Raw genomic sequence first — 21,881 nt, forward strand, 5'->3', positions numbered from 1 at the left:
CAGAAAAGCTCTCGACGAAGGTAGTGTGTTGCCCGTGGTTCAGTCTACGATCCCTGCCGTGCTGCGCGAGCGCGCGAGCCTGCAGCCCAACGACACGGCGTTCACATTCCTTGACTACGAGCAGGATTGGGATGGCGTCGCACAGACCCTGACGTGGTCGCAGTTGTATAAGCGCGTGGTCAGCCTGGGCGAGCAGCTCAGGGCCCACGGCTCGACCGGTGACCGGGCGCTGATACTGGCCCCGCAAGGGCTCGACTACGTCCTGGGCTTTCTCGGTGCCCTGCAGGCCGGTCTTGTCGCGGTTCCGCTTTCGGTCCCCTATGGCGGGGCGCACGACGAACGCACGATCTCCGTGCTGGCCGACACGTCGCCCACCGTCGTCCTCACCACGTCCGCGGTCACGGAGCTGGTCAGCGCTTCCGTGCAGTCGCAGGAGGGCGCATCCGCGCCGTCGGTCGTCGAAATCGATTTGCTGGACCTCGAGACGCGGCAGCGGCCCGCCGGCCCCAGACCCCGCGCCGTAGCCGATGACGGGTCGGAATTCATCTACTTGCAGTACACATCCGGGTCCACCCGTACACCCGCGGGTGTCATGGTCTCCAGCAAGAACGTCTTCGCCAATTTCGAGCAGATCATGGGCGACTTCTTCGCGCCCGAGGGCGGGGTAGCGCCGCCCGGCATGACGGTGGTGTCGTGGCTGCCGCTCTACCATGACATGGGTCTCCTCCTGGGGATCATCATGCCGATCCTCGCGGGGGTGCCGACGCTGCTTTCCAGCCCGGTGGGGTTCTTGCAGCGACCGGCCCGCTGGATGCAAATGCTGGCGCACAACAGTTGCACGATTTCGGCGGGGCCGAATTTCGCCTACGAGCTCGCGGTGCGCAAGACGTCGGACGCGGACCTGGCCGGGTTCGATCTCGGCGGTGTGCACACGATCCTCAACGGCAGCGAGCGCGTGCAGCCCGCGACCCTCAAGCGATTCGCGGACCGGTTCGCCCCCTTCAATTTCGACCCCAGGGCGCTGCGGCCGTCCTACGGCATGGCCGAAGCCACGGTGTACATCGCGAGTCGTCAGGTGGGTGAACCACCAAAGATCGGTCAGTTCGACTCCGAGAAACTGCCCGCCGGCCAAGCGATCCCGTGCCCGGATGGCGGTGGCACGCCGCTGGTCAGTTATGGCAGCCAGCAGTCGACCCTGACGCGCATCGTCGATCCCGACACCGGCCGTGAATGTCCGGAGGGGACGGCCGGGGAAATCTGGATTCGCGGCGACAACATCGCCTTGGGCTATTGGCAGAAACCCGAGGAGACACAGCGCGTCTTCGGCGGCACGATCGTCGACCCGTCCGAGGGGACACCCGAGGGTCCCTGGCTGAGAACCGGGGACTCGGGGTTCTTCTCCGACGGCGAGCTGTTCATCATCGGCCGCATCAAGGACCTGTTGATCGTCTACGGGCGCAACCACTCACCCGACGACATCGAGGCGACGATCCAGGAGATCACCGCGGGGCGGTGCGCGGCGATCGCGGTTCCCGACAAGGGCGTCGAAAAGCTGGTCGCGATCATCGAGATGAAAAAGCGCGGCGAGTCCGACGAGGAGGTCGTCGACCGGCTGCGCGGCGTGAAACGCGAGGTCACGTCGGCGATTTCGAAGTCCCACGGGCTGAAGGTGGCGGATCTGGTTCTGGTGTCGCCCGGCTCGATTCCGATCACCACCAGCGGCAAGATCAGGCGGTCGCAGTGCGTCGAGCTCTACCGGCAGGATGAGTTCGTCCGGTTGGACGCGTAGCCGCTTTTGGCTTACGTGATCGCCGAAATCGACGCTAGTGTGCAACCCACTCGTACTTCTTCGCGCCAACGTCGATCTCGATAAAGACTCACAACGCTAGAGGAGCGGGTGGTTGCCGCGCCCGTTGCCGTTGGTAGCGCGAGGGGCCGGGGTACCCGCACCGAACAGCGGCAGTGAATTGTCGGCGTCGTCCGCGACGGACTGTTCGCCGTGCCCGTTGCCGTTCGAATGTCCATTTCCGTTGGCGCCGACGCTGATTGGCCGAGGCGACAGGAAGTCCTGCCCGAACAGCGGTAACGAGTGACCGAGGTCGAGATCGGCGTCACGCGCGCCACCATTGCCATGGCCGGTGGTGGACGACGGGAGATCCAGCGCCGAATCGCGCAGATCGTCGGTCACGTGATCCGGCAGGCCGCTCAGGTCGAATAGGGGCAGCGCGTGCTCGGGCGCACGCCGGCTGGACCGTCGGCCATTCGCGGCTTTAGCGATTCCGCTCGACCGCGGTCGACGTGACTTTGCGCGCGACTTGTGGCTGGGCGGAACGAGTTTCAGGCGGACCAGCAGGTCGTCGGGAATGAACGGTGCGGCAGCGCCATTCGCCCCCGCGGAAGCCGGGGCCAACGCTTCACGGTTGGGAATCACCTTCATCCGGACCAATTGGTCGGTCAGCTGTTCCAGCTGTTGCTGCTTGCGCTGGTGGGCCGCGTACACCTGGGCCGCGCTCTTGCCGAGGTGCGAGGGCCACCAGTTCTTCTGGCCGATCAGCGCGGCCATGGCCGGCACCGTGATCGTGCGCACCAGGAAGGTGTCGATCAAAATGCCCATCCCGAGGATGAAACCGGCCTCGGCCATGGTGTAGATGCTGGCGGTCATCAACCCGAACATCGAGGCCGCGAAGATCAGACCGGCCGAGGTGATCACCCCACCGGTCGAACCCACGGTGCGAATGACACCTACGCGCACGCCGTGGGGCGACTCGTCGCGGATGCGAGAGATGAGCAACATGTTGTAATCCGCGCCGACGGCAACGAGCAGGATGAACGACAATCCGGGCAGGCTCCAGTGCAGGTTCTGCCCGAGCAACATCTGGAACACCAGGACGCCCAGACCCATCGCGGACAAATACGAAAGCAGCACCGAACCGATCAGGTACAGCGGCGCGATGACCGCCCGCAGCAAGCCGACCAGGATCAGGAACACGATGAGGATGGTCGCGAAGACGATGAAACCGATGTCGTCGTTGTAGTAGTTGCGCGTGTCGTCAAGCCCACTGGGCAAACCCGCCACCGCAACCTTGGCGTCCGACAGTTCGGTGTTCGGCTGCGCCGATTGGGCGGCCTTGACGATCTTCGGTATCTGGTCCATGGCCTCGGTGGAGAACGGATTGATGGCGCTTTGGATGAGGTACCGGGCCGCGTGCCCGTCGGGGGAGAGGAAGATCGCGGCGCCCTTCTTGAACTCGTCCCTCGTCATGATCTGCGGAGGGATGTTGAAGCCGGCCATCGACGCCTTGTTGTCGGTGTCGTGCTTCATGCTCAGCAGGAATTGCGATGCCTCGCCGAGGCCGCTGCCGATGTTCCTGGTCTGATCGACCAGTTCCTTCACGCCGCCGGCGATCGCGCGGCTGCCGTCGGCGAGCGCATTGGCGCCCTGTTCCGCCTGCCCCATCATGGTTTGCAGGTTCTTGATCGTCTTCATGGCGCTGGAGGCCTGGGTCAGAGTTTGCTGAACCTTGTCGAGCGTCTGCCCGACGGTCTGTGCTTGCCCCGCCGATTGCAGGTTGTGGGCCATGATCTTGATCGAATTCAGGGTGCCGTCGTTGTTGGCCTGCACCATGGCGGCCAGGCTCGCACGGGAATTCACGCAGCCCGGGTCGGCATTGCAGTCCGGGCTGTTGTTAAGGGCGACCAGCATCGGGCCGGCCCAGGCGGCGATGTTTTCGGCGTTCACGGTGGACATGCTGAGGTTGTCGCCGAGTTTCTTCATCTGCCCGGTCATCGCGGCGCCCTGGTCGAGCGCGTTGATGGTGCGATCGCCGCCCGCCATCTGCTCCATGGCCGTCAGCGCCGATACAGCCGGCCCGAGGCTGGTCACGGCCCCGGTGACCTGATCGCGAAGCTGGGCCAGGGCGTCGGCCAACTGGTTCGAGCCGTTCACCAGCCGGTCCAGATCGTTGCCGTGCTCCTGAATCTGGGTGGAGCCCTCGGAGAGCTTATTGCCGACCTCTCCGGCCTGGAACGAGATCTTGGTCTGCTCCAGCGGTTCCCCGTTGGGCCGGGTCAAGCCCCGCACCATCGTGATGCCGGGCAACTGGCTCACCCGGCTGGCCATCTGCTCCAGGTCTGCGAGGGCGGACGGCGTCCGCAAGTCGTGGGACGGCGACTTGATGAATAGCACCATGGGTGTGAGCGCGTTCGCCGGGAAATGGGCGTTCATCGCGTCGTATCCCCTGGAGCTGTCCGTGTCCGCGGGCATCGTTTTGAGGTCGTCGTAGTTGAAGCGCATCACGCTCGTGCAACTGGCCAAAGCGATGAGCACGATCAGGCTTCCGATCAAATGAATCTTGGGCCGGCGCACGACGCGCGTTCCGATGATCCGCCAGGTACGAGTGGTCCGGTCGCGTCCGGGCTTGATCCAGCCGCGTCGGCCCGCGAGGATCATCAGGGCGGGCAGCAGGGTGATCGCGGACAGCAGTGCCACCACGACCGAAATCGAAATGGCCGGCCCGACGGCCGAGAACACTTGCAGCTTGGTGAAAGCCATCGCCAGGAAGGCGACCGCGACGGTGGCTGCCGATGCCGTGATGACCTTGCCGATCGACATCAACGCCATCTTGACCGCTTGATCGGAGTCGTGGCCGTGGCGCAAATAGTCGTGATAGCGGCTGATCAGAAAGACGGCGTAGTCCGTTCCCGCTCCGACCATGACCGCGGTCATCAAAACGAGGCTCTGCAAGATCACCGGCAGGCCGAACTGGGTGCTCAGCCCGGACAAGATGCCCTGTGATGCCGCGATGGATGCGCCGATGTTGAGCAGCGGCAGCACCATGGTGACCACGTTGCGATAGATCATGAACAGGATGATCAGGACGGCGACGACGGTGCCGATCTCGATGAAGTGCGCGTCTTCCATCGCGATTTCGGTGGCGTCGGCGAGGGTGGCCAGCGGCCCGCTGACGTAGGCGGTCAGCGACGTTCCCGCGGTGACCTGTTTGGCGATGTCCTTGACGTGGTGATAGCCCGCGATCGTCGTGGGCGCGGTGGCCGCGCCGGGGAAAGACACCGGCAAGATGAAGGCCTTGCCGTCCTTGCTGGCCAGGACCTCGCGCATCTGGGGGGTGGTGAGGAAATCCTGCACCGTCATGGTGTCCGACTTGTCCTGGTGCAGCTTGTCCACCAGCTTGGCGTAAACCGCCTCGTCGGCGGGGGAAATGCCGTTCTCGTCGGTCAGCAGGATCATCAGGAGCGAGCCGCCGCCGCCGAGCGGATTGTCGCCACCCCCATCCCCGGCGGCGTCCCCGGCTTTTTTGGAGTCCCCGGGGCCCTTGGGGGCCGCGGAGTCCTTGCCGGGGGTGGCGAAGGCCGCGGCCATTTCCTGGTTGACGAGCACGGTCGGGGCGTTGTCCGGCAGGGGCTTTTGCTCGTGCCTGCCGGCCTCGACCATCAGCGGCGGAAAAATCAGCCAAAGGATGGCCGCCAACGCGATCCAGCAGGCGATGACAAGCAGCGGCCACCGCACGACGACATCGCCTATGCGGTCGAAGATTCCCCCAGGCTTGGCTGCCTCGCCCGTGCCAGTCCGGCTCGACACCCAACCAACCCTACAATCAAGCCTGCCCGCGCGCGGGGTAATCAAGATCTACGCGGCGACCGTGATCCCCCCGTGATCTTGACAGTGTATGCGCTGGTCAGCGCCCTGGATTCCGGTGCGCGAGCGCCCCCGAAACTCGCGCCGGCGACGAGGTCGAGGCGCCGATCCGGCGTGGGCCGCGGCGGATCCGTGTAACACTCTCCCCATGGCCATCGGTTACCGCCTGCAATCCAACCCGCTCGTCGGCAAGCTCACCACGAAGTACTTTCTGCCCCTTGGCACCCGCCAGGTCGGCGACGACGTGGTTTTCTTCAACTTCGGCTACGAGGAAGACCCCCCGATGGGCCTGACGCTGGCGGCATCCGACGAGCCCAACCGGTACTGCATCCAGCTCTATCACGTGACCGCCTCGCAGGTGGATCTCACCGGCAAGAAGGTGCTGGAGGTCAGCTGCGGGGCCGGCGGCGGAGCGTCGTACATCATGCGCAACCTCGGCCCGGCCTCCTACACCGGGCTGGACCTCAATCCCGCCAGCATCGACAAGTGCCGGGAACGGCACCAGCTGTCGGGCCTGGAATTCGTGCAGGGCGATGCCCAAAACCTGCCTTTCCCCGACGAATCCTTCGACGCGGTGATCAACGTCGAGGCCTCCCATCAGTATCCGAACTTTCCCGGCTTCCTGCAGGAAGTCGCACGCGTGCTGCGCCCCGGCGGGCATTTCCTCTACACCGATTCCCGCCGCGCTCCCGTCGTCGCCGAATGGGAGGCGGCGCTGGCCGGCGCGCCGCTGCGGAAGATCTCCGAAAGGGACATCGACAAAGAGGCCAAGCGCGGGCTGGACGCCAACACGCGACGGACCCAGCAGCAGATCAGCGGCCGCCTGCCGGGATTCATGAACTCCCTGATCCGTTACGGCGTGGGCGTGTTGGACTGGGACCTGCGCCGCTCCGGTGGGTTCTCCTACCGCGTCTACCACTTCGCCAAGGATTGATGCGGGTCCAGCGCGCACCGGATCCGAAAGGCTGCACTCTCCCCATGAAGTTTGCCTTGGCAAGCTACGGAACTCGCGGCGACATCGAGCCCCTCGCGGCGGTCGGCCGCGAGCTGCAGCGCCGCGGTCATGATGTCCGGGTTGCGGTGCCGCCCAACCTGATCGGCTTCGTGGAATCGGCCGGGCTGTCCGCGGTGGCCTACGGGCAGCGGGATTCTCAGCAGCAGCTCGACGAGGATTTCCTGCACAACTCGTGGAAGTTCACCAATCCGGTCAAGTTGGCGCGCGAGGCCATGGAGCCCGTCAGGGCGGGGTTCGACGAACTGGGCGCCGCGCTCAGGCCGCTTGCGGACGGGGTCGACCTGCTGCTGACGGGCCAGCTCTACCAGGAAATCGCCGCCAACGTCGCGGAGTACCACGACATTCCGTTGGCCGCATTGCATTTCTACCCGATGCGGCCCAACGGTCACATCGCGTTCCCGGCGCGCCTGCCCGCGCCGTTGGTGCGCTCGACGATGAAGACCCTCGACTGGATGTACTGGCGGTTCACCAGGAGCGCCGAGGACGCGCAGCGCCGGGAGCTAGGACTGCCGAGCGCCACTTGCCCTGCGCCGCAACGGATGTCCGAGCGCAACGCGCTGGAGATCCAGGCCTACGACGGGCTGTGCTTCCCCGGGTTGTCCGCGGAGTGGGGCGCTCGACGGCCCTTCGTCGGCGCGCTGACCATGGAGTGGCCCACCGACGCCGACGATGAGGTCGTGTCGTGGATTGCCGCCGGGACGCCGCCGATCTACTTCGGGTTCGGCAGCATGCCCGTCGGGTCCCTCAAGGATCTCGTCACGATGATCGGCGGGGCATGCGCCGACCTGGGCGAACGGGCACTGATCTGCTCACGGGCACCCGGCACCGGCGTCCCCGATTTCGACCACGTGAAGGTTGTGACGGCGGTGAATCACGCCGCGATCTTTCCGACCTGCCGTGCCGTCGTCCACCACGGCGGCTCGGGCACCACCGCCGCCGGGTTGCGGGCCGGCGTCCCGGCTTTGATTCTCTGGATCACCTCCGATCAGCCGATCTGGGCGGCCCAGATCAAGCAGCTGAAAGTCGGCTCGGCCCGCCGATTCTCCGGCACGAATCGCAAAACGCTGGCCGGCGACCTCCGGTCGGTGCTCGCGCCGGCGTGTGCCGGCCGGGCATGCGAGATCGCGGCACGGATGACCAAGCCGGCCGAGAGCGTCGCCACCGCCGCCGATCTGCTGGAAAAAGCGGCCCGCCGCGAAGGTTTTGGCTGATGCCGGAACGGCCGTCGGTGCCGGGCGAGCCGGTGTACGCTCCGGTTGTGTCGCTACTGATCACCGTGCCGGTTTACGGGCAGCACGAGTACACACACGCGCTGTTAGCCGATTTGGAGCGGGAGGGTGCCGACTATCTGATCGTCGACAATCGCGGCGACTACCCCAAGATCGGCGAGGAACGGGTCATCGCACCCGGTAACAATCTCGGTTGGGCCGGCGGCAGCGAACTCGGATTCCGAACGGCGTTCGCGGAGGGTTACTCCCACGCGATGACGCTCAACAACGACACCCGCCTCTCGCGGGGATTCGTCGCCGCCCTGCTCGACCCGCGCCTGCCCGCGGACGTCGGCATGGTGGGGCCGATGTTCAACATCGGATTCCCCTACGCGGTGGCCGGCGACATACCGGACGCCGCAACCTACGTTCCTCGGCCCCAATATCGGGTGGTGCCCGCGATCGAGGGGACGGCGCTGGTGATGTCCCGGGAGTGCTGGGACGCCGTCGGCGGAATGGACCTGGATACCTTCGGGCGTTACGGCTGGGGGCTCGATCTCGACCTCGCCCTGCGGGCGCGCAAGGCCGGATTCGGTTTGTACACAACGGAGATGGCCTACGTCAACCATTTCGGGCGCAGGACGGCGAACGCCCACTTCGGCAGCCGCAAATATCACTGGGGCTCCAGCTGGGCGATGATTCAAGGCTTGCGCAGAACGCACGGCTGGCTCGCTGCCATGGGAATCCTGCGCGAGATGGGGGCGGCGCACCACCGCAAATGGTACAAGTCCTTCCCGCTCGTCCAGCACGACGCGGCCGCCAGCCGACAACCCTAGTCCCGGGGACGAATTCAGACGCCGACGCGGACCCTCTGCTCCAACAGGTCGGCGGCGGTGGCGACGCCGACGGCGGGCTTGGTCATCTTCGGGGCGATCTCGCGGGCCCGGGCCACGTAGTCCGGCGCCAGGATCTTGCTTAGTTGCCTGACCAACGATTTCCGGGAGATGCGCGAAAGGCGTTTTGCGGAGCCGACTTTGAGGCGTTTGACCTGAGTCGCCCAGATGAACTGGTCGGCCACGTCCCACAGGATCAACGTCGGTAGCCCGGCCCGCAGGCTGGCGGCCGTCGTGCCGGCGCCGCCGTGGTGGACGGCCGCGCGGCAGGTTGGCAGGATCGTGGAGTAGTTGACGTGCCCGACCAGCTTCACGTCGGAACGGGAAGCGGTGTGCGTACCCTCGGCGCCGGAATAGATCAAGGCGCGTTCGCCGAGCTCGGCGCAGGCGTCGGCGATCATCGCCACCGTCTCGGCGGGGGACTGAACCGGCGTGCTGCCGAAACCGAAGTAGATCGGCGGTTTTCCCGCGGCGATCCAGGACGCGACCTCGTCGTCGGTGTCGGCCCCCAGTTCGAGCGTGAGGGAACCCACGAAGGGGCGCCTGCCGTTCCATTCCGCGGCAAGACCGGGGAACAAAGCCTGGTCGTAGGCCTGCAGCTCGAGCGTTCCGTTCTCGGCCATCCGCCGCCACGCGGAAACCGCCGTGGCGGGCAGGCCCAGTTCCCGGCGTTGCGCGTCCTCGTTCGCCTTGGTGATGTGCGTATACAGCCACCAGCCCGCCGTCAAAGTCGCGCGGACCGCGGGAGCCGGGGACGGGAGAAACGGAACGCCGAGCTGACCGTTGACCCGCACCGGGAAGTGATGCAGCCCCGCGACCGGAATGTCGTAGTACTCCGCGACATTGGCCACCACCCCGTGGTAGGTCTGGCCCGTCACCAACAGGTCGGCCCCGTCGGCCAGCGAGGTGAGGGTGCGGCTCATCTCGGCCCAGCCCTCGACGAAAAGCTCCTTGAGGTCGCGCATGAAGTTGACCGGATTCTGCACCTTGAAGGCGTTGTGGGTGAAATCCGCGACGGCCACGACCTGTTCTCGCGTGTCCGGTCCGTAGGAAACGGCGGGCACGCCGGCGGCCTCGACGAAGTCAACCAGGTTGGGCGGCACCGCCATTCGGACGTCGTGTCCTCGGCGCCGCAGTTCCGCACCTACCGTGGCGCCGGGCTCGATATCGCCGCGGGTCCCGTGGGCCGCCAGAACAAACTTCATCGACGGAGCTCAGCCTTTCGCTTCATCCCCGCCCGGGGATGAAGCGCTTTGGAGCCTACCTGGCTACGCGAACCGGAACGGCGGCCAGCTTGCCCGCGACGACCCGCTCGAAGACCGACTTCATGGCCTCCGTGTAGCGCGTGACGGACTCCCGGGCGACCGGGTTGTTCGGGTAGGACACCATGATGGAGACCTCATCGAACAACCGGAACACCGTCGAGTACATGTACGCCGGGCTGCGGCCATCGGTGAACGCGGTCGCGTTCACGCCGTCCAGGGCGGTGGCGACGATGGCCGACAGGGGAGGAAGGCCGGCGTCCATGTAGCTCATCATGGTGAACTGGGGCCCGTGGCGGCGCAGCCAGGGTGCCAGTTCCAGCACCTTGTCGAACGGCACGTTGGCCAGGTCCATGTTCGCGTCGAACGAGGCCTGCGCCGCGCGTGCGGTCTCCTCGAACGAGTTCGGGTCGACCGGAACCGTGAACGGCACCACGCCGGTGAACCAGCCCACCGTCATGAAGTCCGCCGGGCTCTTCCGCTTGTCGGTCGGCGTGAGCCCGTAATACGTTTCGGCGCCGGTCAATTCGTATTGAGCCAGGGCCGCGCAGGCGAACAGGCCGCCGCTGAACCGGGCGCCCGCCTGCTGGCAGAGGGCCTCGAACTGAGCCGTTTGCTCCGGGCCCAGCAGCCGCTCGACGTGGGTGTCCCCGCCGCACGGGATCGATTGGTCACCCAGCGGCAGGGGGAAGTCGGGCAGGGTTCCGCCGTTGGCTTCGGCGAACTCGATCCACTTCTTCACCTCCGGGGACTCCAGCGTCATCCCCGACACGCAGGCGTGCTCGCGCATGCAGAAGTCGTCATAGCTGGCGGCCGGGGGCAGCGTAACCGGTGCCTTGCCCTCGAGCAGGGCGTTGTAGTTCATCACGATCTCGACGTACAGCCCGGCGATCAACATCGGGTCGCAGTGCAGGTGGTCGACGACCGCGTACAGCGCGAAGCGGTCCTCGTATTGGATGATGCCGAACCTGAAGCAGTCCCACTGCAGCGGGTCGGGCGTTGCCAGCACGTGGTCGCGCCATTGCTGCTGGGTCAGTACGCCATATTCCTTCGCGACGAACTGGATGTCGCGCGGATTCTTCAGGGTGTGCCGGACGATGTTGTCGTCGGAGTAGTCGAACCAGCTGTGGTAGGTCGCGTGGCGGCGCAGATGCGCGTTGATGACGTACGTCATCGCGCGAATGTCGCACCGGCCGGGCACCTCCCAGGAACCCATGACCGCCCGCGAGTAGTCGAGGCCGCGATCGCGGAACTCCACGAAGCCCCGAAGGTGACCCGCCTGCATGGAGCTGGGCGGCACCGGGCTCACTGGTGCCTGCCGAGCCTTCGCAGCGCAGCCGGGCGTAGGTTCCCACGTTACGACGGGTCCCGGTTCCGGGTTCCAGTCGTAGGCGTTGCCAACTCGCAGGCTGTCGTGCTCAGAGCCTCCACCTATGAACACGTTTTCCCTCCTTTAGTACCGGCCTAGCAGTGCAGTCGACTTTGACGTAGGACCTCTCTCACGCGGGCGCCGCAGCGTTTTCCTCCTGGGGCGCCAGCTTGTGGAACAGGTGATCCGCCAAACCCCGCACCGTGGTGATGTCGGCAGAGGTAATGCGCACCCCCGTCTGGGCCTCGATGTGAGTCCGCAATTCGAGATTGCCCAGTGAGTCCAGGCCGTACTCGGAAAGCGGGTGGTCCACATCGATGTTGCGACGCAGGATCAGACCGATCTGCTCGGAGAGCAGACGCCGCAGCCGGGTCGGCCACTCGTCGAGCGGCAGGTCGGCCAGCTCGGCGCGCAGTTTGCTTGAACCCGAACGCTTTTCGCCCGCGGACTTGAACATCTCGAGGAACTTGCTGCGTTCCGCGAAGGACGCGATCCACGGTGTCCCGATCAGCGGGCTGTAGCCCGTGTACGCGCGGTCGTGCCGCAGCAGTGCCTCGAACGCGTAGGCACCCTCGTCGGGAGCGATCGCTGCGCCACTGCCTTCCGCGAAGTCCGCACCGCGGCCGATCTCGCCCCAGGCGCCCCACGCGATCGCCGTGGCCGGCAGGCCCTGGGCGCGTCGCCAGTGGGTAAAGGCGTCCAGCCAGCTGTTGGCCGCGGCGTAGGCGCCCTGCCCCGGCGAGCCCAGCAGTGCGGCCGCCGAGGAGAACAGGCAGAACCAGTCCAGGTCCGCTTTCTGAGACTGGCCAGCGGTGGCCTCGTGCAGGTTCCACGCGCCGTACACCTTGGGTGCCCAGTCCCGGTCGATCAACTCGTCGGTGATGTTGGTCAAGGTGGCGTCCTCGACCACCGCGGCCGCGTGCAGCACGCCCCGCAACGGGAGCCCGGTTGCCGTCGCGGTGGCCACCAGCCGCTGCGCGACGTCGGCCTGGGCGATGTCACCGCACTCCACGATCACGTCAGAACCTATCGCCCGGACGAGCTCGATCGTTTCAAGCGCCTTCTGCGAAGGCTCGGAGCGGGAGGTCAGCACGATCCGGCCCGCGCCCGCCGCGGCCATCTTCTCGGCCAGGAACAGGCCCAGGCCACCGAGGCCGCCGGTGATGATGTAGGAGCCGTCCTTACGGAAGACCGGCGCCTGCTCCGGGGGCAGCACCACGCTGCTGCGGCCGGCCTGCGGGATGTCGAGGATGAGCTTGCCGGTGTGCTCGGCCGCGCTCATCACGCGAATCGCGGTGGCCGCCTCGGCGAGCGGGTAGTGCGTGCTCTCGGGCATCGGCAGCACGCCCTCGGCCGTCAGCCGGTAGACGTTGCTGAGGATCTCGCTGACCTGCTGCGGGTGGCTGACGGACATCAGGCCCAGGTCGACGCCCCAGAACGCGAGGTTGCGACGGAACGGGAAGAGGCCCAGCTTGGTGTCCCCGTAGATGTCGCGCTTGCCGATCTCGACGAACCGCCCGCCCAGCGCCAGCAGTTTGATTCCGGCGAGCTGCGCGGCGCCCGTGACCGAGTTGAGCACGATGTCCACGCCGTAGCCGTCGGTGTCGCGACGGATCTGGTCCGCGAAGTCGACGGTCCGCGAGTCGTAGACGTGCTCGATTCCCATGTCGCGCAACAGCTGTCGGCGCGCCTCGCTGCCGGCAGTGGCGAAGATCTCGGCACCCGCGGCGCGGGCGATGGCGATCGCCGCCTGCCCCACACCACCGGTTCCGGAGTGGATCAGCACCTTGTCACCGGCCTTGATGCGGGCCAGGTCGTTCAGGCCGTACCACGCGGTGGCGTGCGCGGTGGTGACCGCGGCCGCCTGCGCGTCGGTGAGCCCGTCCGGCAGCGTCGTGGCCAGGCGCGCGTCACAGGTGACGAACGTGGCCCAGCAGCCGTTGGGCGACATGCCACCGACGTGGTCGCCGACCTTGTGGTTGGTGACGTCGGGTCCCACGGCCGTGACCACACCGGCGAAGTCGGTGCCGAGCGCGGGCAGGATGTTGTCCAGGCTCTGGTAGCGGCCGAACGCGTTCAGCACATCGGCGAAGTTGATGCTCGACGCGGTGACCGCGACCTCGATCTGGCCGGGGCCCGGCGGAACCCGGTCGAAGGCCGCGAACTCCATCGTCTGCAGGTCACCCGGCGTGCGGATCTGCATCCGCATCCCGTCGCTCTCGTGATCCGCGATGGTGGTTTGCCGCTCTTCCGGACGCAGGGGAGTGGGGCACAGGCGCGCGATGTACCACTCGTCGTTGCGCCAGGCCGTCTCGTCCTCTCCGGGACCCGTCGTCAGCAGCTGGCGCACCACCTGCTCGGCGCTGGTCTGCTCGTCGACGTCGATGTGGGTGGTGTGCAGGTGCGGGTGCTCAGAGCCGATCACCCGCAGCAGCCCGCGCACCCCGCCCTGGTCGAGGTTCGGGACGTCCTCCGACAACACCTTCTGGGCGTTGCGGGTCACCACGAACAACCGCGGCGACTCGCCCTGCAGCTCCGGGAGCTCGCGGGCGATGCGGACCAGGTGGTGGACGTATTCACCGCCGCGCACGGCGCTTTCGTCGTCCGGGTTGCCGTTCTTCGGCTCGGTGAGCACCACCACGCCGGCATAGCCGCCCTTTTCGACCTCACCGCGCAGCCGCTCGGCGATCGCCGCGTGATCGGCCCCCGACGGCCAGGACAGCGTGGTGCAATCCGCCTCGTGCAGCTTCATCGCGTCGGTGAAAGCCGTCGCCACGAGGTCTGCGGCGTCGGAGGTGCTGATCAGCAGCCAGGCGCCGGTCTCGGTAGCGGGCACCTCGGGCAGCTGCCGCTGCTGCCATTCGACGGTCAGCAACCGCTCGGCCATCACCCGGGCCCGCTCGCCGCTCGGCGACACGCCCGTGCCCATCTGCAGCCCGCGCACCGTCAGCAGCACGGCGCCGTGCTTGTCGAGGATGTCCAGGTCGGCCTCGACGGACCCGCCCGTGGCCGCGGTCACCCGCGAGTAGCAGTAGCGCGCCGAGCTCACGGACGTGTGGACCCGCAGCTCGCGAACGCCCAGCGGCAAGAGCAGGCCGCCCAGGCTGGCGTTGGCGACGCTCGGGTGCGCGGCGACCGACTGGAAGCACGCGTCGAGCAGCGCGGGATGCACGCCGTAGTTCGTTTGTTGCGTCCGGATCACGCTGGGCAGCCCGATCTCGGCGAGCACCGTGGTGCCGGTGCCCTCGGCGGTGTGGGCGGCGGCCAGGCCGGTGAAGGCGGGGCCGTACTGAATGCCGCACAGGTCCATCGCGTCGCGAAGGTCGCCGCCCTCCAGGCGGCTTGGGTGCGCGGCCAGCAGCCCCTCGATGTCCACCGCGGCGGGCCGTGCCGCATCGCCCGAGTCGTCGACGTCCACCAGCACCGCGGAGGCCCGCCGTGCCTGCACGCCGTCCTCGTTGGTCTCCACCGCGAAGGTCAGCGCGCCGGGCGCCTCCGCGGTCGCGGTGAGGCTGATCTGCGTCTCCTCGTCGAGCATCAGCATCTGCTCGAAGCGGACGTCGCGTACCGCGGATGCGTCACCGAAGACGGTGCGGGCCGCGGCCAGCGCCATCTCGCAGTAGGCCGCGCCCGGCAGCGTCGCCGTGCCATGGACCTGGTGGTCGGCCAGCCACGGCAGCGACGCGGTGCCGATCTCGGCCTGCCAGACGTGGCGTTCCGGCTCCTCGGGCAGGCGCACGTGCTGTCCCATCAGCGGGTGCACCGCGACGCTGGAAGCCAGCGCGCGGGAGCTGTGACCCTCGCGGCTCAACAGCAGCGAGCGGTGCGTCCACGCGGCCAGCGGGGCGTCCACCAGGTGGCCGCCGGGGTAGAGCACGGAGAAGTCGACCGTGGCGCCCGTGGCGTACAGGTCGCCCAGCAACCCGAGCATCCCGTGGGGCAGCGGCTGGTCGCGCCGCATCGCGGCGAGCGCGGCCACCGTCATGTCCAGGCTGCGGGCGGTCTGGTCGACCGCGTGGGTCAGCAGCGGGTGCGGCGACAACTCGCCGAACACCCGGTAGCCGTCTTCCAGTGCCGCCTGCACGGCCGCGGAGAACCGCACCGTGTGGCGCAGGTTGTCCACCCAGTAGTTGGCGTCGCAGTAGGGCTCCTCGCGCGGGTCGAACGAGGTGGCCGAGTAGTACGGGATCTCCGGGGTCAACGGCTCGATCTCGGCGAGCACGTCGTACAGCTCGTCGAGGATCGGGTCGACCTGCGGCGAGTGCGACGCCACGTCGACGGCCACCTCGCGGGCCATCACCTCGCGCTGCTCCCACACCGCCACCAACTCGCGAACCGTGTCCGTCGCGCCGCCGATGACGGTGGACTGCGGGGAGGCCACCACGGCGACCACGGCGTCGTTGACGCCGCGCGCCATCAGCTCCGAAAGCACTTGCTGCGCAGGCAGTTCCACCGAGGCCATCGCGCCCGAACCGGCGATATTGGTCATCAGTCGCGAGCGCCGGCAGATGACGCGCACCCCATCCTCGAGCGCCAGCGCTCCGGCGACGACGGCCGCGGCGGACTCGCCCATCGAGTGGCCGATGACGGCACCGGGTCGGACCCCGTAGGACTTCATCGTGGTCGCCAGGGCGACCTGCATGGCGAAGATCGTGGGCTGCACGCGGTCGATGCCCGTCACCTTCTCGGGTGCGGTCAGCGCCTCGGTCACCGAGAAGCCGGACTCGTGGGCGATCAGCGGCTCGATTTCGGCGATGGCCGCCGCGAATGCGGGCTCCTTGGCCAGCAGGTCGGTGCCCATGGTCGCCCACTGCGAACCCTGTCCGGAGAACACCCAAACCGGACCGCGCTCCTCCTGGCCCACGACTTCCTGGAACAGGGCGTCACCGCTGGCGACCTCGCGCAGAGCCGTCACCAGCTCCGGGGTGTCGCCGGCCAGCACGGTGGTCCGCACGGAGCGGTGTCCACGCCGGCGGGCGAGGGTGTAGGCGAGGTCCGGCGCCGGCACCTCCGCCGCGTGCGCCTCGACCCAGTCGGCAAGCCGTGCGGCGGTTTCGCGCAGCCCGTCGGCCGAGGTGGCAGACAGCGGGAACAGCAGCGTGCCGCCGCGGCTCGGCCTGGTTGCGGCGCCGTTGCGGGACAGGGGCTCGGGGGCCTCCTCGACGATCGCGTGCACGTTGGTGCCGGAGATGCCGTACGCCGACACCGCCGCGCGTCGGGGTTGCCCGCCGCTCAGCGGCCAGGGCGTATTCTCTTGCGGCACAAACAGTCCGGTGTCGATCCGGGCCATCTCGTCGGGCAGGGCTTCGAAGTGCAGGTTCTTGGGGACCACCCCGTGCTGGACGGACAGGATCGCCTTCATCACCCCAAGCGCGCCGGCGGCTGCCTGCAGGTGCCCGAAGTTGGTCTTCGAGGCGCCCAGCACGCACGGGTTGCCGATGCCGTAGACCTCGGCGAGGCTGCCGTATTCGATCGGGTCGCCGACGGGGGTTCCCGTGCCGTGCGCCTCGACCATGCCGACCGTGCCGGCGTCCACGCCCGACGCCGCGAGCGCGGCGCGGTACACCGCGGCCTGCGCCTCGCCCGAGGGCATCGCGATGTTCATGGTGTGGCCGTCCTGGTTGGCGGCCGTGCCGCGGATCACACCGAGGATCCGGTCGCCGTCGCGCTGCGCGTCCGTGAGGCGCTTGAGCAGCAGCACCACGCAGCCCTCGCCGGAGACGAAGCCGTCGGCCTTGGCGTCGAACGCGTAGCAGTGCCCGGTGCCCGACAGCATCCCCCCCGCCGATGCGGAGGCGGACCGGCGCGGCTCCATCATCACGTTGACGCCGCCGGCGAACGCGAGCTTGCTCTCGCCGTCGTTCAGGCTGCGGCAGGCCTGGTGGATCGCGAACAGGCCGGACGAGCAGGCGGTGTCGATCGTGACCGCGGGGCCGTGCAGGCCGAGCGCGTAGGAGATCCGCCCGGACGCCATGCAGGAGATGGTGCCGGGGTTTCCGTAGGGTCCGTCGAAGGCGTCGGTGGCGGCGTGCACGAATTGGTAGTCGCCGTAGTTCAATCCGACGAAAACGCCCGTTTCCCCGGCGATGGTGTCCTTGGTGAGGCCGGCGTGTTCCATGGCCTCCCACGCGGTTTCCATGAGCAACCGGTGCTGGGGGTCCATGGCCGTGGCTTCTTTTTCGGTGATGCCGAAGAACTCGGGGTCGAAGTCGCCCACGTTGTCCAGGAAGGAGCCCCACTTGCAGACGGACCGGCCCGGCACGCCCGGCTCGGGGTCGTAGTAGTAGTCGACATCCCAGCGTTCGCCGGGGATTTCCTTGACAAAGTCCTCACCGCGCAGCAACGCTTCCCAAAAGAGGTCAGGGGAGTTGATGCCCCCCGGCAGCCGGCACGCCATCCCGATGACGGCGACCGGAGTCACGACTGCCTTATCCACTGTCCTTCACCTCTCCTTGCCTATCCACAAGTTCCTATCACTGCTGCTCGCTCATATCTCAACTTCGAGAAATCTCGCCGAATTTTTTTGCGCGAGCGACTAACTCCGCGAGCAACCCACAAACAACCCACCGACCCCCGCTATCGAAGCCCGCCGTAACAACGTGGCGCGATCAGCAGCGTAGCGGCTCGGCCCCCACCGCGTGGAAAAATCGTGCGAACGTACAAAAATTTAACAACGCGCGAAGCATCGTCGCTGACAGGCGGCTTGGGTCACAGGGTGGTCACATACTTTTCGCACGATTATCGGGCGTCGCGCTGGACTCGGGTCGCTGTCAGAGGCGCTGTGCCGCAACTGCTCCGGCGACGTGGCGTGCCGGGTGGCGGACGTGACCACGGGCGTTGTCGACCGGCGCCGCGGCGGGGGTAGCACGAACAGGCCCGACCCAGGGCGGGCTCCGCAGCAACCAAATTGGACGCGCCGATGCGCTGCATCGGTGACGCCTAATCCCGCCATGGTAGGGGTTATTGGGAAGCCCCGCAGGGAAATCGCTGAAATCTTTAAGATTGCAAGTTAAGTGCCGATAAATAGGCCGCCGATTCGTGCCGTGTGGCGATATGGCGGGCGAGCGGTGCCGGTTGTGGAGGGTCGGGCTGGTTTTCGGCCTTGGCGCTGCGGGCTTTTCGCCGGCACCTTGGGCCCGCCCCTGACCGGACCGCTGGCTACGATGGCCGATATATGTGAGGTGTCTCACTAGTACACGGAGTGTTCACGCGATGACCCCACCCATCGGGCGAGCCCGGGTCCCTCGACTGCCGGTTGACGAGGCAAAGGCCGCCGCCGACGAGGCCGCAGTGCCCGACTACATGGCCGAGCTCAGCATCTTCCAGGTGTTGCTGAACCATCCGACGCTGGCGCGCGCCCTCAACGACCTGCTCGCCACCATGCTTTGGCACGGCGCCCTCGACCCGCGGTTGCGGGAGCTGGTCATCATGCGGATCGGCTGGCTCACCGCGTGCGATTACGAGTGGACACAGCACTTCAGGGTCGCATCGGGACTGGGCGTGAGCCCCGACGACATGGTCGGCGTGCGCGAGTGGCAGGGGTACGACGGCTTCGGGCCCACCGAGCGCGCGGTGCTGGCGGCCACCGATGACGTGGTGCGCGACGGCGCGGTAAGCGCCGACAGTTGGGCCGCGTGCTCGCGCGAATTGCACGGTGACACAACGGTTCTCATAGAGCTTGTCACCGCTATCGGCGCGTGGCGAATGGTCGCGTCGATCCTGCACAGCCTCCAGGTTCCGTTGGAAGAGGGCGTGTCCAGCTGGCCCCCGGACGGCCGGTCACCGTAACGATTGACTTATCAGTCAGTAACTCATAACGTCGGGCGATGCGAACCAGGGTCGCCGAGATGCTCGGCGTTGAGTTTCCGATCTGCGCCTTCAGCCATTGCCGCGACGTGGTGGCCGCGGTGACCAACGCGGGAGGATTCGGAGTCCTCGGCGCCGTCGCGCACAGTCCGCAGCGTCTGGAGAACGAGCTGACCTGGATCGAGGAGCAGACGGGCGGCCGGCCGTACGGCGTGGACCTGCTGTTACCGCCGAAATACGTCGGCGCCGAGCAGGGCGGGATCGACGCCAAACAAACCAGGGAGCTGCTTCCCGAGGAGCACCGCGCATTCGTGGAGGACATCCTGGCCCGCTACGGCGTCGCGGCGCCCACCGACGAGCCCAAGGCGTCCTCCGGCGGCCTCAACATCTCGCCCAAGGGTTACGAGCCGCTGCTGGACGTGGCCTTCGCCCACAACATTCGGCTGATCGCCAGCGCGCTCGGGCCGCCCCCCGCCGACCTCGTCGAGCGCGCTCACCAACACGACGTCCTGGTGGCCGCGCTGGCCGGCACCACCCAGCACGCCCGGCGGCACGCGGCCGCGGGTGTCGATCTGATCGTCGCGCAGGGCACCGAGGCCGGCGGCCACACCGGCGAGGTGGCGACCATGGTCCTGGTACCCGAGGTGGTGGATGCCGTGTCGCCGGTTCCCGTTCTGGCCGCCGGCGGCATCGCCCGCGGTCGCCAGGTTGCCGCGGCACTGGCGCTGGGCGCGGAGGGGGTGTGGTGCGGATCGGTGTGGCTGACCACCGAAGAGGCCGAGACGGTCCCCGTCGTCAAGGAGAAGTTCTTGGCGGCCAGCTCCTCGGACACCGTGCGGTCCCGGTCGATGACCGGCAAGCCGGCCCGGATGCTGCGCACCGCCTGGACCGACGAGTGGGCCCGCCCGGACACTCCGGATCCCCTCGGCATGCCGCTGCAGACCGCGCTGGTGACCGGCGCGCAGGTGCGCATCAACCAGGCGGCCACCCACCCGGGCGCCGAGGCGCGCGAGCTGGCGACCTACTTCGTCGGCCAGGTGGTCGGCTCGCTCGACAAGGTCCGCCCGGTGCGCTCGGTGGTGCTCGACATGGTGGAGGAGTTCATCGACACGATCGGTCGGCTCGACGGCCTGGTCGATACGTGACCAGCGCGACCCGGCGGCGCCGCGCGGTCAGTGACGAGGACAAGTCGCAGCGGCGCGACCAGATCATGGCGGCCGCCAAAGAAGTCTTCGCGCGCAAGGGTTTTCACGCCACGACGATCGCCGACATCGCCAAGCGGGCCGGTCTGGCGTACGGCTCGGTCTATTGGTACTTCGACTCCAAGGACGAGCTGTTCCATGCGTTGATGGCCGCCGAGGAGGGCGCGCTGCGCGAGCATGTCGGTGCGGCCCTGGCCGCGCTTCCGCTGGCGGCGGCGGACGTCGGGCACGAGGAGCCGCTTCGCGTCGCCGTTCGCGCGACGCTGGAGTTCTTCGAGTCCGACAAGGCCACCGTCAAGCTGTTGCTGCGCGATCCGTACGCGATGGGCGAGCGGTTCGAGAAGCACCTCGGCGGGATCTACGAGCGGTTCGTCGACGACATCGAAACCTTCGTCGTCGCGGCGCAGGAGCGCGGCGAGGTGGTGGCCGCGCCGCCGCGCATGGTGGCGTACACGCTGGCGGCGCTCGTCGGGCAGCTGGCGCAGCGGCGGCTGAGCACCGACGACGACGTCACCGCGGCCGAGGTCGCCGATTTCGTCGTGGCGCTGGCGCTGGATGGCCTGCGCCCGCGCGATGCTGGCTGAAAGCTGTGAGCGCGCGTAATGAACGCATAAAGATTGGGTGACACTGCGTCGGGGCGTTTGACCGTGTCGTGCCCGTCGTGCATGATCGGTCGCGTATGCACCTCGTTAGGTGAGGCGTCTACACGAATACAGGCCACTGACCCCGAACGTCCAAAGACGCCCCGGGTCAGGACAGCTCCTCCCGGCTTAAGGGTTGAGCCCAGGTGGCTTCCGGAATATCGGACACGTCGTGTAGTGCCAAAGCTCTGACGAGAGGGGTGCGGATCTCCGGCGATCGCCGGTTTCTGTACTCCTTGTGGGTGCGCGTAGATCGTGCGACAACCGCACGAGTCGTGGCGTCGAGGAGGTGAGGGACGTATGAGTTCCAGCGACAGTCCGGGCCGAAGTCCGAACTGTGTTTCGTCCCGATCCGTTCTCCGGCGCGACGTTCGCGGCTGATTGGCTTCGCGGCCAAGCGTTCTGGGGTTCGGAACCACTACGGGACGGGACACGTCAGTCCATTCAGTCCTCGTTGATTCCGAGTAGGAGACGATCATGACCGCAGTTCTGCACGACGAAGTGGTAACCCTGGCGCCCGCCCGCACGCTGACGGTGGTGCGCGACGCAAGCCCGGCCCCCGCCCCCAAGAAGGCGGCACGCCCGGCCGACAGCCGCACCATTGTCATCAGCGACCCGGTGGTGGACGGCGCCGCTCACCTGCTGAGTATCGGCCTACGGCACGTCTACGCGGCGCTCTGGCGCGTTGGTGTGCTCGACGTCCGCGCCTGAGCAGGTGGACAGTGGGCAATCGCGGCTCCAAGGGGCTACCCGACCGCAGGTCTTTCCTGAGGCCAGGTAGCCCCTTGGGGTGCGGCGTTTGAGTAGAATCGACGCAATGGCATCGATC

At 67.4% G+C, this 21,881-nt stretch carries 12 protein-coding genes and 1 riboswitch; of the genes, 8 read left to right on the top strand and 4 right to left on the bottom strand.

Annotated elements, in window-relative coordinates:
* Positions 1–34 precede the first annotated feature (34 nt).
* On the top strand, positions 35–1,789 hold the full coding sequence (locus MTAB308_RS07400; RefSeq protein WP_077098818.1) for an AMP-binding protein: 1,755 nt from the start codon (positions 35–37) through the stop codon (positions 1,787–1,789).
* 96 nt (positions 1,790–1,885) lie between these two features.
* Here the strand turns inward: MTAB308_RS07400 and MTAB308_RS07405 are convergent, their stop codons facing one another.
* The gene (locus MTAB308_RS07405) at positions 1,886–5,554 is read right to left on the bottom strand and encodes an MMPL/RND family transporter (RefSeq protein ID WP_425436216.1); all 3,669 of its coding nucleotides are present in this window, start codon (positions 5,552–5,554) and stop codon (positions 1,886–1,888) included.
* Positions 5,555–5,804: 250 nt separating this feature from the next.
* Here MTAB308_RS07405 and MTAB308_RS07410 point away from each other — a divergent pair, with 250 nt between their 5' ends.
* The 3 genes from MTAB308_RS07410 to MTAB308_RS07420 are packed head-to-tail and all read left to right on the top strand — an operon-like array spanning position 5,805 to position 8,715.
* Positions 5,805–6,590, top strand: coding sequence for a phthiotriol/phenolphthiotriol dimycocerosates methyltransferase (locus tag MTAB308_RS07410; protein ID WP_108637221.1), 786 nt, complete (start codon positions 5,805–5,807; stop codon positions 6,588–6,590).
* A 44-nt stretch (positions 6,591–6,634) separates the two neighbouring features.
* The gene (locus tag MTAB308_RS07415; RefSeq protein ID WP_077098820.1) at positions 6,635–7,882 is read left to right on the top strand and encodes a glycosyltransferase; all 1,248 of its coding nucleotides are present in this window, start codon (positions 6,635–6,637) and stop codon (positions 7,880–7,882) included.
* 32 nt (positions 7,883–7,914) lie between these two features.
* Positions 7,915–8,715 (top strand): glycosyltransferase family protein, encoded by an 801-nt coding sequence (locus tag MTAB308_RS07420; RefSeq protein ID WP_077098974.1) that lies wholly within the window; start codon positions 7,915–7,917, stop codon positions 8,713–8,715.
* A 14-nt stretch (positions 8,716–8,729) separates the two neighbouring features.
* Here the strand turns inward: MTAB308_RS07420 and MTAB308_RS07425 are convergent, their stop codons facing one another.
* The 3 genes from MTAB308_RS07425 to pks2 all read right to left on the bottom strand — a co-directional run bounded on the left by MTAB308_RS07425 (position 8,730) and on the right by pks2 (position 17,839).
* Entirely contained in the window at positions 8,730–9,977 is a 1,248-nt protein-coding gene (locus MTAB308_RS07425) for a glycosyltransferase (protein WP_077098821.1), read from the bottom strand.
* Between the two features lie 55 nt (positions 9,978–10,032).
* Positions 10,033–11,343 carry a condensation domain-containing protein gene (locus MTAB308_RS07430; RefSeq protein ID WP_281253078.1) on the bottom strand — a complete coding sequence of 437 codons (1,311 nt, stop codon included), beginning with the start codon at positions 11,341–11,343 and terminating at the stop codon, positions 10,033–10,035.
* Positions 11,344–11,533: 190 nt separating this feature from the next.
* Positions 11,534–17,839, bottom strand: coding sequence for a sulfolipid-1 biosynthesis phthioceranic/hydroxyphthioceranic acid synthase (gene pks2, locus MTAB308_RS07435; protein ID WP_077098823.1), 6,306 nt, complete (start codon positions 17,837–17,839; stop codon positions 11,534–11,536).
* A gap of 788 nt (positions 17,840–18,627) precedes the next feature.
* Here pks2 and MTAB308_RS07440 point away from each other — a divergent pair.
* The 4 genes from MTAB308_RS07440 (at position 18,628) to MTAB308_RS07455 (ending at position 21,763) form a co-directional block, all read left to right on the top strand.
* Positions 18,628–19,191: a carboxymuconolactone decarboxylase family protein gene (locus tag MTAB308_RS07440; protein ID WP_108637244.1), complete on the top strand. Its 564-nt coding sequence runs from the start codon at positions 18,628–18,630 to the stop codon at positions 19,189–19,191.
* A 38-nt stretch (positions 19,192–19,229) separates the two neighbouring features.
* On the top strand, positions 19,230–20,354 hold the full coding sequence (locus MTAB308_RS07445) for an NAD(P)H-dependent flavin oxidoreductase (RefSeq protein ID WP_077098825.1): 1,125 nt from the start codon (positions 19,230–19,232) through the stop codon (positions 20,352–20,354).
* Positions 20,351–20,995: a TetR/AcrR family transcriptional regulator gene (locus MTAB308_RS07450; RefSeq protein WP_077098826.1), complete on the top strand. Its 645-nt coding sequence runs from the start codon at positions 20,351–20,353 to the stop codon at positions 20,993–20,995. The genes MTAB308_RS07445 and MTAB308_RS07450 overlap by 4 nt, the downstream gene beginning before the upstream one ends.
* 94 nt (positions 20,996–21,089) lie before the next feature.
* Positions 21,090–21,259: riboswitch (M-box (ykoK) riboswitch) on the top strand.
* A gap of 270 nt (positions 21,260–21,529) precedes the next feature.
* The gene (locus MTAB308_RS07455) at positions 21,530–21,763 is read left to right on the top strand and encodes an Rv1535 family protein (protein WP_077098827.1); all 234 of its coding nucleotides are present in this window, start codon (positions 21,530–21,532) and stop codon (positions 21,761–21,763) included.
* Positions 21,764–21,881 lie beyond the last annotated feature (118 nt).

Origin of the sequence: Mycobacterium terramassiliense (genome assembly GCF_900157385.1) — a bacterium.
Lineage (GTDB): Bacteria > Actinomycetota > Actinomycetes > Mycobacteriales > Mycobacteriaceae > Mycobacterium > Mycobacterium terramassiliense.